The 14550-nt window shown below is 62.4% G+C and carries 16 protein-coding genes and 1 pseudogene; 11 read left to right on the top strand and 6 right to left on the bottom strand.

Annotated elements, in window-relative coordinates; all coding sequences use genetic code 11:
* The first annotated feature begins 74 nt into the window (after nt 1–74).
* Together NX775_RS09925 and NX775_RS09920 are read left to right on the top strand one after the other, a co-directional pair.
* Entirely contained in the window at nt 75–851 is a 777-nt protein-coding gene (locus NX775_RS09925; RefSeq protein WP_258835846.1) for a DeoR/GlpR family DNA-binding transcription regulator, read from the top strand.
* The gene (locus NX775_RS09920; RefSeq protein ID WP_258835845.1) at nt 848–1999 is read left to right on the top strand and encodes an MFS transporter; all 1152 of its coding nucleotides are present in this window, start codon (nt 848–850) and stop codon (nt 1997–1999) included. Before NX775_RS09925 ends, NX775_RS09920 begins: the two co-directional genes overlap by 4 nt.
* A 13-nt stretch (nt 2000–2012) precedes the next feature.
* Here NX775_RS09920 and panB read toward each other — a convergent pair whose 3' ends face one another.
* Complete coding sequence (gene panB, locus NX775_RS09915) at nt 2013–2900, bottom strand: 3-methyl-2-oxobutanoate hydroxymethyltransferase (RefSeq protein ID WP_258835844.1); 888 nt, start codon at nt 2898–2900, stop codon at nt 2013–2015.
* 267 nt (nt 2901–3167) lie between these two features.
* On the opposite strand from panB, the gene NX775_RS09910 reads away from it, so the two are divergent.
* The 7 genes from NX775_RS09910 (at nt 3168) to NX775_RS09880 (ending at nt 8425) form a co-directional block, all read left to right on the top strand.
* The gene (locus tag NX775_RS09910; protein WP_258835843.1) at nt 3168–3494 is read left to right on the top strand and encodes an ArsR/SmtB family transcription factor; all 327 of its coding nucleotides are present in this window, start codon (nt 3168–3170) and stop codon (nt 3492–3494) included.
* Nucleotides 3495–3550: 56 nt separating this feature from the next.
* The gene (locus tag NX775_RS09905) at nt 3551–4030 is read left to right on the top strand and encodes an arsenate reductase ArsC (protein ID WP_258835842.1); all 480 of its coding nucleotides are present in this window, start codon (nt 3551–3553) and stop codon (nt 4028–4030) included.
* Between the two features lie 56 nt (nt 4031–4086).
* Nucleotides 4087–5367, top strand: a complete 1281-nt coding sequence (locus tag NX775_RS09900; RefSeq protein ID WP_258835841.1) for an arsenic transporter — start codon at nt 4087–4089, stop codon at nt 5365–5367.
* A 13-nt stretch (nt 5368–5380) separates the two neighbouring features.
* Nucleotides 5381–6100, top strand: coding sequence for an arsenical resistance protein ArsH (arsH, locus tag NX775_RS09895; RefSeq protein ID WP_258835840.1), 720 nt, complete (start codon nt 5381–5383; stop codon nt 6098–6100).
* A gap of 166 nt (nt 6101–6266) precedes the next feature.
* Entirely contained in the window at nt 6267–6812 is a 546-nt protein-coding gene (locus NX775_RS09890; protein ID WP_258835839.1) for a leucine-rich repeat domain-containing protein, read from the top strand.
* Between the two features lie 732 nt (nt 6813–7544).
* Nucleotides 7545–7958 carry a DMP19 family protein gene (locus NX775_RS09885; protein WP_258835838.1) on the top strand — a complete coding sequence of 138 codons (414 nt, stop codon included), beginning with the start codon at nt 7545–7547 and terminating at the stop codon, nt 7956–7958.
* Between the two features lie 128 nt (nt 7959–8086).
* Nucleotides 8087–8425, top strand: a complete 339-nt coding sequence (locus NX775_RS09880; RefSeq protein WP_258835837.1) for a hypothetical protein — start codon at nt 8087–8089, stop codon at nt 8423–8425.
* 217 nt (nt 8426–8642) lie between these two features.
* Here the strand turns inward: NX775_RS09880 and NX775_RS09875 are convergent, their stop codons facing one another.
* The 5 genes from NX775_RS09875 to hda form a co-directional block, all read right to left on the bottom strand.
* On the bottom strand, nt 8643–9182 hold the full coding sequence (locus NX775_RS09875) for an NUDIX hydrolase (protein ID WP_258835836.1): 540 nt from the start codon (nt 9180–9182) through the stop codon (nt 8643–8645).
* Nucleotides 9183–9261: 79 nt separating this feature from the next.
* Nucleotides 9262–9735, bottom strand: a complete 474-nt coding sequence (folK, locus tag NX775_RS09870) for a 2-amino-4-hydroxy-6-hydroxymethyldihydropteridine diphosphokinase (protein WP_258835835.1) — start codon at nt 9733–9735, stop codon at nt 9262–9264.
* On the bottom strand, nt 9732–11195 hold the full coding sequence (pcnB, locus tag NX775_RS09865) for a polynucleotide adenylyltransferase PcnB (RefSeq protein WP_258835834.1): 1464 nt from the start codon (nt 11193–11195) through the stop codon (nt 9732–9734). The genes folK and pcnB overlap by 4 nt, the downstream gene beginning before the upstream one ends.
* On the bottom strand, nt 11188–11862 hold the full coding sequence (locus NX775_RS09860) for an HAD family hydrolase (RefSeq protein WP_258835833.1): 675 nt from the start codon (nt 11860–11862) through the stop codon (nt 11188–11190). Before NX775_RS09860 ends, pcnB begins: the two co-directional genes overlap by 8 nt.
* Entirely contained in the window at nt 11859–12542 is a 684-nt protein-coding gene (hda, locus tag NX775_RS09855) for a DnaA regulatory inactivator Hda (RefSeq protein WP_183556114.1), read from the bottom strand. The genes NX775_RS09860 and hda overlap by 4 nt, the downstream gene beginning before the upstream one ends.
* Before the next feature lie 190 nt (nt 12543–12732).
* On the opposite strand from hda, the gene purM reads away from it, so the two are divergent.
* Both purM and cysC read left to right on the top strand, forming a co-directional pair.
* Entirely contained in the window at nt 12733–13776 is a 1044-nt protein-coding gene (purM, locus tag NX775_RS09850) for a phosphoribosylformylglycinamidine cyclo-ligase (RefSeq protein ID WP_258835832.1), read from the top strand.
* Nucleotides 13777–13782: 6 nt separating this feature from the next.
* Nucleotides 13783–14393: pseudogene (gene cysC / locus NX775_RS24160) on the top strand (adenylyl-sulfate kinase).
* The last annotated feature ends 157 nt before the right edge of the window (nt 14394–14550 follow it).

Here is a 14550-nt window from a genome sequence, read left to right as displayed (position 1 = left end):
TGCGTTTTTGTGCACGTTATTGCACGAACTTGCATGTTTGTGTACAGTGACGTGTCTAGAACAAGGAGAACTTCATGCAATTAGCCGAAGAACGGCGCGATGCGATCGTCGATGCTGTCGAGCGCGAGGGCAGGGTACTGGCGGCAGAACTGGCCACCCGCCTGGCCACCTCGGAAGACACGATCCGGCGCGACCTGCGCGAACTCGATGCAGCCGGGCTGCTACGCCGCGTGCATGGCGGCGCGATCCGGCGTCAGCCGGAGCCCAGCTTCAGCGAGCGTGCGACCACCGACCTGCCGCGCAAGACCGCACTCGCGCATGGTCTGCGCGCCTGCATCCGGCCGGACGATACGGTCCTGATCGACGCCGGTTCGACGCACCTGGCGCTGGCGCGCCTGCTGGACGATGGCTGCGCCGCGACGATCATCACCAATAGCCCGCAGATCGCGCTGGCACTGGGCGCGTTCCAGCGTACCCGCATCGTTCTGCTGGGCGGCACTTACCATCCGGCGCTCGGCGCGACGGTCGGCGCAGCCACGCTGGCCGAGGTAGCCCGCCTGCGGCTCGATCTGGCGCTCGTCGGCGTTTGCGGCCTCGATCCCGCGCGTGGCGTGAGTGCATCCGACCCCGAAGAAACAGCGCTCAAACGCGCGATGTTCGCCGCCAGCACGCGCCACGCGGTCGCGGCGCTCAACGAACGCTTCGACGACAGCGCGGCGTTCCTGTTCGGCGCGCTGTCAGAGATCGACCATCTGGTGCTCGAGCACGACGCCCCAGCCGCCAGCATTGCCCTGCTGCGCCAGCACCATCCGGCGCTCGACATGACCATCACCACAAAGGCTGCCGCATGAATCACACATCTACCGTTACCCCACGCAGCATCGACGCGGCGCGCTGGGCCATCTCCACCGTGTTCCTGCTCAACGGCGCCGGCATCGGCCTGTGGGCTGCGCACGTGCCGACCGTGCAGGCGCGCATGGGCATCGACACCGGCATGCTGAGCATGGTGCTGCTGACCGTCGCCGGCGGCGCCCTGCTGGCGATGCCGCTGATGGGTGGCCTGACCGGGCGCTGGGGCACGCGCCGCATGGTGCTGCTGTCGGGCTTTGCGTTTGCGGCAATGACCCCGCTGATCATGGGCGCGCCGAGTCTGCCGCTGCTGTTCATCGCCGCGTTCCTGTTCGGCGTCAGCAACGGTGCGCTGGACGTGGCGATGAACGCCAACGCGAGCGAAGTCGAAACCGCGCGCGGCTTGCCGACGATGTCGTCGTTCCATGGCTTCTTCAGCCTCGGTGGCCTGTTTGGCGCCGGCATCGGCGGGCTGCTGGTGGGGCAGGGTCTGGGCCATGGTCAGGGCGCGCTGATGGTCGGCGTGGTCACGGCGGTTGTGCTGGCGCTGTCTGCGCCGCGCGTGATGGGCTTTGCAGCCACGCACGGCGCCGGCAGCCACTTCTCGCTGCCGCGCGGTGCGGCGCTTGGCCTTGGCCTGCTGGCGCTGCTGTGCTTTGCGGTCGAAGGTGCGCTGGTCGACTGGAGCGCGTTGCTGATGCAGGAGCGCACCGGCGCCACGCCGGCATCGGCGGCGCTGGGCTTCTCGGCGTTTTCGATTGCGATGGCGGCATGCCGCTTCGCCGGCGACCGGCTGATCGTGCGTTTTGGTGCACTGCGCATCATGGTGGTTGGCGGCCTGGCGATGTTCGCCGGGCTGGCGCTGGCAGTGGCCAGCACGCACTTCGTGCTGTCAGCGGTCGGTTTCGCGCTGGTGGGACTGGGCGCGGCGAACGTGGTGCCGCTGCTGTTCGGGGCCGCCGCGCGCATCCCCGGCATGAGCGCCGGGAATGGCGTGGCAGCGGTGGCCACGCTGGGCTATGGTGGCTTGCTGCTGGCGCCGCCGGTGCTCGGTTGGGTCGCCATGCACTCGAGCATCATGGTGGCGCTGGGCGTGCTGTCGTTGTCGGGCCTCGTGATCGCCCTGAGCGCCCGTGTGATCCGGCGCTAGGGCGTCATCACGATCAGAAGCAGTGCTCGGCAGCCGGGAAGCTGCCATCCTTCACGGCTGCGACGTAGCTCGTGACGGCGGCATCGATGCTGGTCTGGCCATCCATGAAGTTCTTCACGAAGCGCGCCTTGCGGCCTGGGAACACGCCCAGCAGATCGTGCATCACCAACACCTGGCCCGAGCAATCGGGACCGGCGCCGATGCCGATCGTCGGCACCGACAGCAGCTCGGTAACTTCCTTGCCCAGCGCTGCGGGCACCGCTTCGATCAGGATCAGCGCCGCGCCGGCCGCTTGCAGCGCCAGCGCATCGTTCTTCAGGCTGTCGGCGCCCGCGTCGGTCTTGCCCTGCACGCGGAAACCACCCAGCTGGTGCACGAATTGCGGCGTCAGGCCAATGTGCGCGCACACCGGAATGCCCCGTTCGACCAGCAGGCGCACGGTGTCGGCCAGCCAGGCGCCGCCCTCGATCTTGATCATCTGCGCGCCGGCGCGCATCAGCTGCACGGCGCTGTCGTAGGCCTGCTGCGGGTTGCCGTAGGCGCCGAACGGCATGTCGGCCAGCACCAGTGCGTGCTTGTTGCCGCGCGCGACCGAGGCGGTGTGATAGACCATGTCGGCCACCGTCACCGGCAGCGTCGAATCGTGACCGGCGCAGACCATACCCAGCGAATCGCCGATCAACAGGATCTCGACGCCGCAGCGGTCCATCAGCGACGCAAAGCTGGCGTCGTAGCAGGTCAGCATCGCGATCTTGTTGCCGGCTGCGCGCATGGCCAGCAGCGATGGCACGGTGACGGCTTTCGGGGTTGCCGGTACGGGGGCCGCAGGCGCGGGCACAGCGGCAGGTGTGGGTGCACCTGCGCCAGCCGTCATCTCGTTACCCTGCAAATAACCACTCATGAAGAAATCCTTTAAAACAATGCGTCCTGGCCGCGTAGTGTAATGCGGCCCCTGCGAAGCTGCAGGATCTCGAACGAAAAATGAAGCCTGTGGCGCTCGGTTCTTGCAAGCGCGCATTCTACTGCAGCCTGCCTTTCCTGACACGGCCTGCCCAGGAGCATGGTCGGCCACATGTCATCAAGCCGTCAAAATACTTCAATATTCTTTGAATCGTTGTACGGTTCGACTATCATTCTCATCTCTTGTAATACATCAATCGGGAACGCCATGGATACCAAAGCCACACTTGCCGCCCTGTCAGCCTTGTCGCAGGGGAGCCGCCTTGCGATTTTCCGGCTGCTGGTCCAGGTGGGTCCGGCCGGGCTGGCTGCCAGCCGGATTGCCGAGCACCTCGATGTGCAGCCTTCAGCGCTGTCGTTTCATCTGAAAGAGCTGTCGCACGCAGATTTGCTGTCGTCCCGGCAGGACGGGCGCTTCGTGATCTATTCGGCCAACATCGCCACGATGAATGGCCTGGTCGGCTTTCTGACCGAGAACTGCTGCGGTGGCGTGCCGTGCGACGTGGCCGCGGGAGAGCCATGCAAGCCGCACTGACGTTGCACACGACCTGTACCACGCCAAATTGACCCTTTAACTAAAACAGCCATCCCATGAACATTCTCTTTCTCTGTACCGGCAACTCCTGCCGCTCCGTCCTCAGCGAGGGCACGTTCAACCATCTGGCGCCCGAGGGGTGGCAGGCAATCAGCGCCGGCAGCCAGCCGACGGGCACGCTGCATCCGCGCGCTGTCGCGCTCCTGCACCGCAAGGGCATCTCGACCGAGGGCTACTACAGCAAGTCGTGGGACGACTTGCCGGTCACGCCGGATATTGTCGTGACCGTCTGCGGCAGCGCTGCGGGCGAGACCTGTCCTGCTTACCTGGGGCCGGTGCTGCGCACGCACTGGGGCCTGGACGACCCAAGTCACGTCGTCGGTACCGACGAACAAATCGAAGCGGCGTTCGAGCGCACTTATGCCATCATCCTGGCCCGCACGCAGGCCTTCCTGGCCCTGCCGCTGGAGGAACTGCAAGCCGACCGCAACCGGTTCAAAGCCGAGCTCGACCGCATCGGCACCCTGTTGCCCTGAACGGCATCCGGCACCGCCGACGCTGTATTTGATTGACCTGTTCACTAGGACCCTTTGTGCTGATCGCATCACTGATTTTTCTTGCAACACTTATTTTGGTCATCTGGCAGCCCCGGGGACTGGGCATCGGCTGGAGCGCCACTGCCGGTGCTGCGGTCGCGCTGCTGACCGGTGTTATCCACGTCGCCGACATCCCGGTGGTGTGGGGCATTGTCTGGAATGCGACGGGGGCGTTCGTCGCCATCATCATCATCAGCCTGCTGCTGGACAAGGCGGGCTTCTTCGAATGGGCGGCCCTGCACGTTGCGCGCTGGGGCAAGGGCAATGGCCTGCGGCTGTTCGTTCTGCTCGTGCTGCTCGGCGCCGCCGTATCGGCCCTGTTTGCCAACGATGGCGCAGCGCTGATCCTGACGCCGATCGTGATCGCGATGCTGCTGGCGCTGCGCTTCACGCCCAAGGCCACGCTGGCCTTCGTCATGGCAGCCGGCTTCATCGCCGATACGGCCAGCCTGCCGCTGGTTGTGTCGAACCTCGTCAACATCGTCTCGGCCGACTATTTCGGCATCAGCTTCGCCCGCTACGCGTCGGTGATGGTGCCGGTCAATCTGGTCGCGGTGGCGGCAACACTTGGCGCGCTCATCTGGTTCTTCCGCAAGGACATCCCGGCGAACTACGACATGGCGCAATTGAAGCATCCGGGCGACGCCATCCATGACCGGGCAACCTTCATCACCGGCTGGTGGGTACTGGGGATCCTGCTGGTCGGGTTCTTCTGGCTTGACGACATGGGCGTACCGATCAGCGCCGTGGCGGCGGCCGGCGCAGCACTCCTGCTGGCGGTGGCCGCGCGCGGGAGCCGCATCTCGACCCGCGCCGTGCTGCGCGATGCGCCGTGGCAGATCGTGATCTTTTCGCTCGGCATGTATCTGGTCGTGTACGGCCTGAGGAATGCAGGGCTGACGGTCTATCTGACCGAGCTGTTGAACTGGTGCGCGCAATACGGTGTCTGGGGCGCCGCGCTTGGCACTGGCTTCATCACGGCGATCCTGTCCTCGATCATGAACAATCTGCCGTCGGTGCTGGTGGGCCTCCTGGCCATCGACGCCACGACCACCACCGGCGTGGTGCGCGAGACGATGGTGTATGCGAACGTCATCGGCGCCGACCTCGGCCCGAAAATCACCCCGATCGGCAGCCTGGCCACCCTGCTGTGGCTGCATGTGCTGGCGGCGAAGGATATCCGGATCTCGTGGGGCTACTACTTCCGGGTGGGTATCGTGCTGACGCTGCCGATCCTGTTCATCACCCTGTGCGCGCTTGCGCTGCGCCTGAGCTAAGAAAGCTATCGCCATGAATGACACCATCCCGAACCTGCCCAACATCCGGCCAGAGCTGCTGGACATGCCGACCATCGAGAAGCTCGAGCCGGTAGGGGAGGTGAATCATCCGCCGCGCATCCTGCTGCTGTACGGTTCCCTGCGCGAGCGCTCGTTCAGCCGTTTCCTCACTTTCGAGGCAGCGCGCATCCTCGAACACTTCGGCGCCGAGGTGAAAATCTTCGATCCGATGACCTTGCCGATGGTGGGCAGCGTGCCGGAGACGCACCCGAAAGTCGTCGAACTGCGCGCGTTGTGCCTGTGGTCGGAAGGCCAGGTCTGGTGCAGCCCCGAGCGCCATGGCACGGTGACCGGCGTGATGAAGAACCAGATCGACTGGATCCCGCTGGAGCAGGGCGCCGTGCGCCCGAGCCAGGGCCGGACGCTGGCTGTGATGCAGGTCTGCGGCGGGTCGCAATCGTTCAACGTGGTCAACACGCTGCGCCTGCTGGGGCGCTGGATGCGCATGATCACGATTCCGAACCAGTCGTCGGTACCGATGGCGTACAAGGAATTCGATGACGACGGCCGGATGCGGCCTTCGGCGTATTACGACCGCGTGGTCGACGTGATGGAGGAGCTGGTCAAGTTCACGCTGCTGACCAGGGGCCGCAGCGATTATCTGACCGACCGTTATAGCGAGCGTAACGAGCGTGCGCTCAAGGCGATTGACCGGCAGATCGGGAAAATTTGAACGGCATCGATTTCAGCCTGGCGCGGCTATGGACGAACAATAACGTCGGATAAAAACAATAAAGTTCGACACAAGAGCTCAGGGCGGATATGCTCTGGCGAACTTCCGCTTTTGACCAAGAGCAGATGCCAGATATTGCACTAGCGCAGTAATGGGGGAAAACGATATGCCAGATGTACACCTCGATTTAATACGCGACCCTGCTCGCAAATTCCCATCAGTTGCAGATCCCGAATTAGTACGTAGCGCAAGGGTATGGCATTGCAAGTACAAGAGCCTCGCACCCCTGAGCGCTCTGTGTAACTTGGAGGAGCTGGTAATTGCTACTTTTCCTGATGAGTCTTTCGAGTTTCTCGGCAAGCTCAGTGAACTGCGCTTTCTACAAATACTGCATATGCCGAAGATCTGCGATATCTCGCCACTAAGCAGGCTGCAACGGCTGACGACACTCTCCCTGTCGACACTCCCAAGCTGGGACGCTTCGAGAAAAACAACAACCATCCAGTCGCTCGATCCGTTGTCCCATCTTTCTCAGCTGACCTATTTGGAACTTTTAGGCGTATGTCCTCCGGACAAATCTCTCGTCTCACTTGAGAAATGCAAACATCTTCAAACAGCTCGTGTATCACAATATCCTCTTGATGAGATGACTCGATTCTTTAGCGCAACAGAAGTAATCAACGAGTTCAATCCACGGCCGCTTTTCTCCTAGCCGCCAATGTCTGCAATGGTCGGAACCGGTCCTTGTGACAGTCTGCGATTTTGCGGCGTTGATAGCCTCCTATGCTGGCCTGAAGGCCGAGATTGCCAGAAGCGGATGCCCGCGGTGAGATGGCTAATGGCGATCGATCAAATGAGCATCTAATCAGAAAGTGTCCTCATGCTGCTTGCCACAGAAATCATTACGACCATTCTCGCCGCAGCGTGCGTAGTTATGGTCGTCTTGTACGCAACTTGGCTATTGACGCATCGGCTAAGGCGAGGTGAGTCCAAACGACTTGTGTTTGGGCAGTGGATTCGGCATCTCTTCGAAGCCGTTATGGGCATCTGACATTCCCTGCGTGCATTGCATACGATTCGATGGACTTCAATCAGGACGGCATGGTGAGCTTCAGTGAAGCGGACTATGCATCCTCATTCGGGAAACGAATAATCGTAGACCACGGGCGCCACTGCACGGAATATTTTGCTTACAAAGACGGAGTGCCATTGAAATTGGTTTGCCGTGACTAACGAGATAAGCGTTTGGCCTGTTTATAAAGAACGACCGCCCGTGTAAGCGGAGCGGGAACGGCTGATTCGGGTCGGTTCCGGCCTGTCACGGCTACCGCTGAATTTTTAAACTGGCAACCCGCTATGCTGCCTCAACCGGCTGGATCCAAGGCCAGAAGCAGACATTGGCAGCATAATTTAATGTTCATCTGCACAGGAGAAAATTCCGACTATGTCCTCAAGCATTGCTACATGTTTTGAAGCACTCGACAAGGTTCAGGAAGGTGGAAATTTAGACCAATCATGCCGTAAGGTCGTTATGGTGTATTCAGCGTGGGGAATCATCGAGAATGGCGGGCTCCAATATTTCTTTGAGAGCAACTTCCCTGGTGATCCATCGTATGACGTATTCGTTCAGGCGTTCAGTAGCGTTGGCTTCACTGAGATCGCACTACGCTTCTCAAAACTGGTCTCATTATTTCCGTTCGATGATCCGCATAAGTTCCCTCAGAAAAGACAAGACTTCATCGACTCACGACCGAGTAGCTTCATCACGTCGATGGAGGAGCTTGACGATCTCTTTTTCGCACATGAGAACATCGAGCAAACGTTGAACTCATTCCTGCAAGTGCCTGTTAAGAGCTAACGTGCCCTCAGGGGGAGCAGGAGTCCATTTTATCGTATGGGGTCGGAAGCGAACGCTACCGAAGGTCTTCAACCGGCCATAAGCGGGCGTAATGACCACCGCGTCGCGCACATCAAAACAGGAAGGCTATGCAACGCACGTTAGTGTTCTACCTCCTTGTGGAGTTGTTGGGTTCTATCTTCTACTTCTGGCGTTCGTGGCTATGGCACGGGTGGAAAGCAATTGGTTCTGAAGGATTCTCTGATTCACCAGACGCATCATCCTTGTATTCAAGCGCGCTTTCCGGCTACTTCTTAGCCCAAGGCGTGATGCTCGGGCTTCTGCTTGGGAGTATTGCCATTGCCGTTCTGACGTCCAGTTCACAGAAAGTAAGCATCAATAGATCTCTTCCCATTTTGCGCATCAGCGTCGTCTTATTACCGATCTTCGTGCTGTTTTGCGGGTATCTCGACGATTCCCGGCTCTAAATCAACCGAGGTAGGTCCGCTTCGGGTTGGTACCGGCCAGTCGCGGCCACCGCTCGATTTTCAACATAGCAACCTGCTATGTTGGCCTGAAGGGCCGGGTTCGGCCTTGGATTCAACCGGCCGAATAGGGCGAAGGAACCAGCAAGCCATGTCAAACTTTATCTGCATGCCCAGCATGTCGACATCTTTCGCCTCATAGCAGGGCTAGTGTCGAACTTTATCGTTCGCCCACAGCAGCGCCTGCCGCCAGCATGTCCAGCGCGTACCTGAGCATCCACGTTTCACGCGCAATCGACAGCCCCATGTGCGCTGGCTTGCTACCCAGTATCCGCTCGTTGTGTTCGATGGCGGCATCGATATCGATCCAGCGCGGCACCATGCCGTTGGCCACCTCGTATGCTTCGGGCGAGGTCGCGCCTAACTCTCCGTCAACGTGGCAGCGATAGAAGTGCGAGCGCATGAACAGCACGTCGTAGCCACTTTTCAGCGGCGGGCGATGCTCGTCGAGATAGCCGACATAACCCTCGACAGTAACGTTGGCGGCGCCCGTTTCTTCCAGCAGTTCGCGGCGCAGGCCGTCGATCGGGTCTTCGCCCGCATCCAGTCCGCCGCCCGGGAAGCTATAGTCATCGTAACGGCGGGTATAGAGCAGCAAAATATCGCGGCCGCGCAGGATGATGGCGCGCACGGCCTGCCGTTCGAAGATGGTGCCTTCTAGCGACACGCCGGGATGGGTCAGTGTATGCAGCAGCGTCACAAAAGCTCCTGGTACTTCGTTAAAGTGGGCGCCGTGGCCTCAAGGCCATGACCGGCATGCCGCGTCTGGCGCACGGGTATCAGTCGAGTTTGGCGATCGTCTGGCCGGCCACCAGTTGCGCGAAGTCGCGCGCGGCGCCATGGCCGGGAATGACGATGTCCGGCGCGATTTCCAGCAGCGGCGCGATCACGAACGCGCGTTCGTGCATGCGCGGATGCGGCACAGTCAAGGTGTCGGTGTCGATCGTCTCATCACCGTACAGCAGCAGGTCGAGGTCGAGCGTGCGCGGGGCGTTGTGGTACGGGCGCTCGCGGCCATGGGCCTGTTCGATGGCCTGCAGGGCCGCCAGCAGGTCGTGCGCGCCAAGCGACGTATCCAGGCAGGCCACGGCATTGATGTAATCGTCGCCGTTTGAATCGATCGGGGCGGTGCGGTACATGCTGGACGTGTGCACCAGCATGCCGCCGTCCATGCGCGCCAGGCGCGCGAGCGCATCGAGCACGTTGCCACGCGCATCGCCCAGGTTTGCACCGATGCCGATATAGGCGATCATTTTCCGCGCATGGCCCGGTACTTGGCTTCTTCGTGCGCCGCATAGGCGGCGTCGCGGGCCCGGTCTTCGGCTGTCAAGCCATCGTCAGGGTCCGGCGCGCGCATGGTGTCGCCCGCATCGCCTTCAGCGCCGTTCTTGCGCGGCGCGCGTCGTGGACGGCGCTTCTTGGCCGGGCCGCCTTCGCGCTCGCGCGAGACAGCCACTTCGACCAGGCGCTCACGGTCGCCACCTTCTGCGGCATAGAAATCGGTCCACCAGTCGCCGATCTCCATGTCGAGTTCACCCGATTCGCAGCGCAGCAGCAGGAAGTCGTAGCCGGCGCGGAAGCGCGGGTGTTCGAGCAGCTTGTACGGCGCGCGGCCGGCGCGGCGCTCGAAGCGCGGCTGCATGGCCCAGATGTCGCGCATGTCGGTGGCGATGCGGCGCTGCAGGGCCAGGTTCTCGGTCTGCGTTTCAAGCACGTCGTCGGCGGCCAGGTGCAGGGCAGGGATCGGCGACTCGCCGCCGGCGACATAGGCCGTCCATTTTTCGAGTACCTGGTGCCACAGCAGCGACGCAAACAGGAAGCCGGGCGAGACACCCTTGCCGGCCTTGATGCGGTTGTCGGTGGACTCGAGCGCCAGCGTGACGAACTTCATGCCGATCGGCTGCTCGAGCACGACGTCCAGCAGCGGCAGCAGGCCGTGGTGCAGGCCGGCCGAGCGCAGTTGCTGCAGGCATGCCAGCGCGTGGCCGGACATGAGCAGCTTGAGCATCTCGTCGAACACGCGCGCAGCCGGCACGTTGTCGATCAGCGGCGCCATGACGGGAATCGGCGCCAGCGTGGCCTGCTCGATCGAGAAGCCCAGCTTGGCCGCGAAGCGCACGACGCGCAGCATGCGCACCGGGTCTTCGCGGTAGCGTTCTTCGGGCACGCCGATGATGCGCAGCAGCTTGTTGCGGATGTCTTCCATGCCGCCGTGGTAATCGAGCACCTGCTGGCTGGCCGGGTCGTAGTACAGGGCGTTGATGGTGAAGTCGCGGCGCGCGGCGTCTTCGTGCTGCGGGCCGAAGCTGTTGTCGCGCAGGACGCGGCCATGTTCGTCCTTGGGCGCGTTGTCGCTGCCGTTGCCGCGGAAGGTGGTCACCTCGAGCAGGTCCTGGCCGAACATCACGTGCACGATCTGGAAGCGCCGGCCGATGATGAAGGCGCGCCGGAACAGTTTTTTCACCTGTTCGGGCGTGGCGTCGGTGGCGATGTCGAAGTCCTTGGGTTTGACGCCCAGCAGCATGTCGCGCACGGCGCCGCCGACGACGAAGGCCTGGTAGCCGGCTTCCTGTAGCGCCTGCGTCACGCGGATCGCGTTTGACGACACGCTGCGCGGATCGATCCCGTGTTCGTCGGGGCCGAGGATGACTGGCTCGGTCGGGTCGCGCTGGTCTTTCACACCCAGGATTTTACGGATGAAGGTTTTAATCATTGAATAGTTGGATGGTTGGCCAGCCCTGTTCGCGCGCGTGGCTTGCGAGCGCCTTGCCGGGATTAGTGGCGACCGGGTGAGACACGATCGACAGCAGCGGGATGTCGTTGTGCGAATCGCTGTAGAAGTAGCTGCGCCCGAAGCTGTCGAACGGCTGCCCCAGGCGTTCGAGCCAGGCGTGCATGTGAACGACCTTGCCGGGGCCTGATGTCGGCGTGCCGGCCAGGCGTCCGGTGAGCATGCCGGCAGCGTCGAATTCGGGCATCGCGGCGATGTGGTGCTCGACGCCGAAGGCTGCCGCGATCGGCGCCGTGATGAAGTGGTTGGTGGCGGTGATGATCGCCACCAGGTCGCCGGCTGCCTGATGATCGCGCACGAGCTGGATGGCCTGCGGCGTGATGGCCGGCTCGATCACTTCGCGCATATAGCGCGCATACAGCGCGTCGAGTTCCGCGCGCGGGAACGCCGCCAGGGTGCCGAGCGCGAATTCGAGGTACTCGACCGGATCCAGCACGCCGGCATTGTACTGGGCGAAGAAGGCGTCGTTGCGGGCGCGGTAGGCGTCGCCATCGACCGCGCCGACCCGCGCCAGAAATTCGCCCCATTCATGATCGGAGTCGATCGGCAGCAGCGTGTGGTCGAGGTCAAACAGGGCGAGGTTTTTCATTCTTTGGATTCGAGCGGCAGGTTTTCTTGCAACAGCAGGTCGCGCAGCAGCGGCAGCGTGACCGGCCGCTGGGTTTCAAGCGAATACTGGTCAAGCGCATCGAGCATCGTCGACAGGGAACGCATGTCGCGTTTGAAATGAGACAACAAATAGGGTAACACGCTGGCCGACAGCGTCAAACCGCGCGCCTCGGCGGCGTGCGTCAGCGCTTCGATCTTCTGGTCGTCGGACAGGCCATGGATCTGGTACACCAGGCCCCAGCCCATGCGCGTGCGCAGGTCTTCGCGCACCTGCAGCACCGCTGGCGGCACGGGCCCGGTGCAGACCATATAGGCGCCGTGCTCGCGGATCTGGTTGAACAGGGCAAACGCGTCGATCTGGCGCCGGGCACTGAGGCGATGGCAGTCGTCGAGCAGGTACAGCGTGGTGCCGGCGGCATGCACGAACTGGCTGGCCGGCGCATCGAACGGGATGTAACGCGCGCCCGGGCTGGCGGCCAGGCCCTGCAGCAGGTGGGTCTTGCCGGCGCCGGTGTCGCCCCACAGATAGGCGAAATGCTCGCGCGAGCTGCGCTCGGCGAACAGGTGCATCAGGTGCGTCAGCTCGGCATTGGCCCCGACCTGGAAGGTGTCGAGGCTCTGGGCCGGTTCGGCGCCTAAATCGAGCACCAGCTGTTTCATCGCGAGGGCCGATTCATGCCGGAAGATGGAGGAATGGGCATGCCAGTAAGGATAAGTTTTCGTTGTTATGTACGTTAAACGGCAGTGATCGGCCCATAAAAGGAATACAGGGGAAGCCGTTTTGCTAAAATAGTGGATTGACCAGTTTCGCCGGTCGCCTCCTATTTTACCGCCTCCGCTGCCAAATACCATGAACCAACCATCTAATGTTTCTCTCTCCTACCGCGATGCGGGTGTTGATATCGATGCCGGCGACGCGCTGGTCGAAGCGATCAAGCCACTTGCCAAGCGCACCATGCGTGAGGGCGTACTGGGCGGCATCGGCGGCTTCGGCGGTCTGTTCGAAATCAGCAAGAAGTTCAAGGAGCCGGTCCTGGTCTCGGGCACCGACGGCGTGGGCACCAAGCTGCGCCTGGCGTTCGAGCTGAATCGCCACGACACGGTCGGCATCGATCTGGTGGCCATGAGCGTCAACGACATCCTGGTCCAGGGCGCCGAGCCGCTGTTCTTCCTCGACTACTTCGCCTGCGGCAAGCTGGACGTGGCCACCGCCACCGCCGTGGTCAAGGGCATCGCCCTGGGCTGCGAACAGTCGGGCTGCGCGCTGCTGGGCGGCGAAACCGCCGAAATGCCGGGCATGTATCCGGATGGCGAATACGACCTGGCCGGCTTCGCCGTCGGCGCCGTCGAAAAATCGCAGATCATCGACGGCAGCAAGATCGTGCCGGGCGACGTGGTGCTGGGCCTGGCCTCGTCGGGCATCCACTCCAACGGTTACTCGCTGGTGCGCAAGATCATCGAAGTGGCCAAGCCTGACCTCGACGGCGACTTCCACGGCCGCAAGCTGGCCGACGTGCTGATGGCGCCAACCCGCCTGTACGTCAAGCCGCTGCTGGCGCTGATGGCGTCGATGGAAGTCAAGGGCCTGGTCCACATCACCGGTGGCGGCCTGGTCGAGAACATCCCGCGCGTGCTGCAGGATCACCTGACGGCCGTGCTGGATGGTTCATCGTGGACGATGCCGCCGCTGTTCCAGTGGCTGCAGCAGCACGGCGGCGTGGCTGACGCCGAAATGCACCGCGTGTTCAACTGCGGCATCGGCATGACCGTCATCGTCTCGAAAGAGAACGCCGACGCCGCCTTCGCCCAGCTCGAAGCGGCCGGCGAGACCGTCTACCGCATCGGCGAAATCCGCGCCCGCGCCGACGGCGAAGCGCAAACCATCGTCGTCTAAACCGCGATGACACCCCTGGCGCCGTCCCTGTCCATTCGCGACGAGGAACGGCGCCAGCGGGCCGGCCACGGCGGCGCCGTGGTCTGGATCACCGGCCTGTCCGGCGCCGGCAAGACTACGCTGGCCGACGCACTGCAACGCACGCTGTTCGACCTGGGCTGCCAGGTATTCGCGCTCGATGGCGACAAGGTCCGCAATGGCCTGTGCGCCGATCTCGGTTTTCTCTCCCTGAACGTTCCGAAAACATTCGCCGCATCGGCGAAGTGGCGCACCTGTTTTGCCAGGCCGGCCAGATCGTGGTCGTCTCGGCCATTTCGCCCATGCGCGCCGACCGGGACCTTGCGCGCGCGTTGGTGCCGGCGCCGCAGTTCATCGAGGTGTATTGCCGCTGCCCGCTGGCGGTGTGCGAGGCGCGCGATCCGAAAGGGTTGTACCGGCGGGCGCGGGCAGGGCAGCTGGCGGCGTTTACGGGGATTTCATCGCCGTATGAGGCGCCGGAGGCGGCTGAGGTGGTTGTTGATAGTGCTGCGGCTTCGGTTGATGATGGGGTGGGGAAGATGTTGGCCAGGCTGCGGCAGATGAAGATTATCAAGGCCGCCCAATATCAAGGCGAGTAGATTTCTGCCCCAGCTTCTTGTTGGCGTATTTGTCGATGTTGCTGTCTTAAGTTGAATGTTGTTCAGGGCAGCGCAGGATCGACAGCCTGATATCCAGTCCTTGCGCGCGTCGATGCACTTTCAGTGCTGGCAAATAAACGTCTTCAGCTTTTGTTGA

This window comes from Massilia aurea, assembly GCF_024753205.1.
GTDB classification, from domain to species: Bacteria; Pseudomonadota; Gammaproteobacteria; order Burkholderiales; family Burkholderiaceae_D; genus Telluria; species Telluria aurea.
Note: the sequence above shows the minus strand (reverse complement) of the source record. Positions and strands in the feature narration are given on the sequence as shown.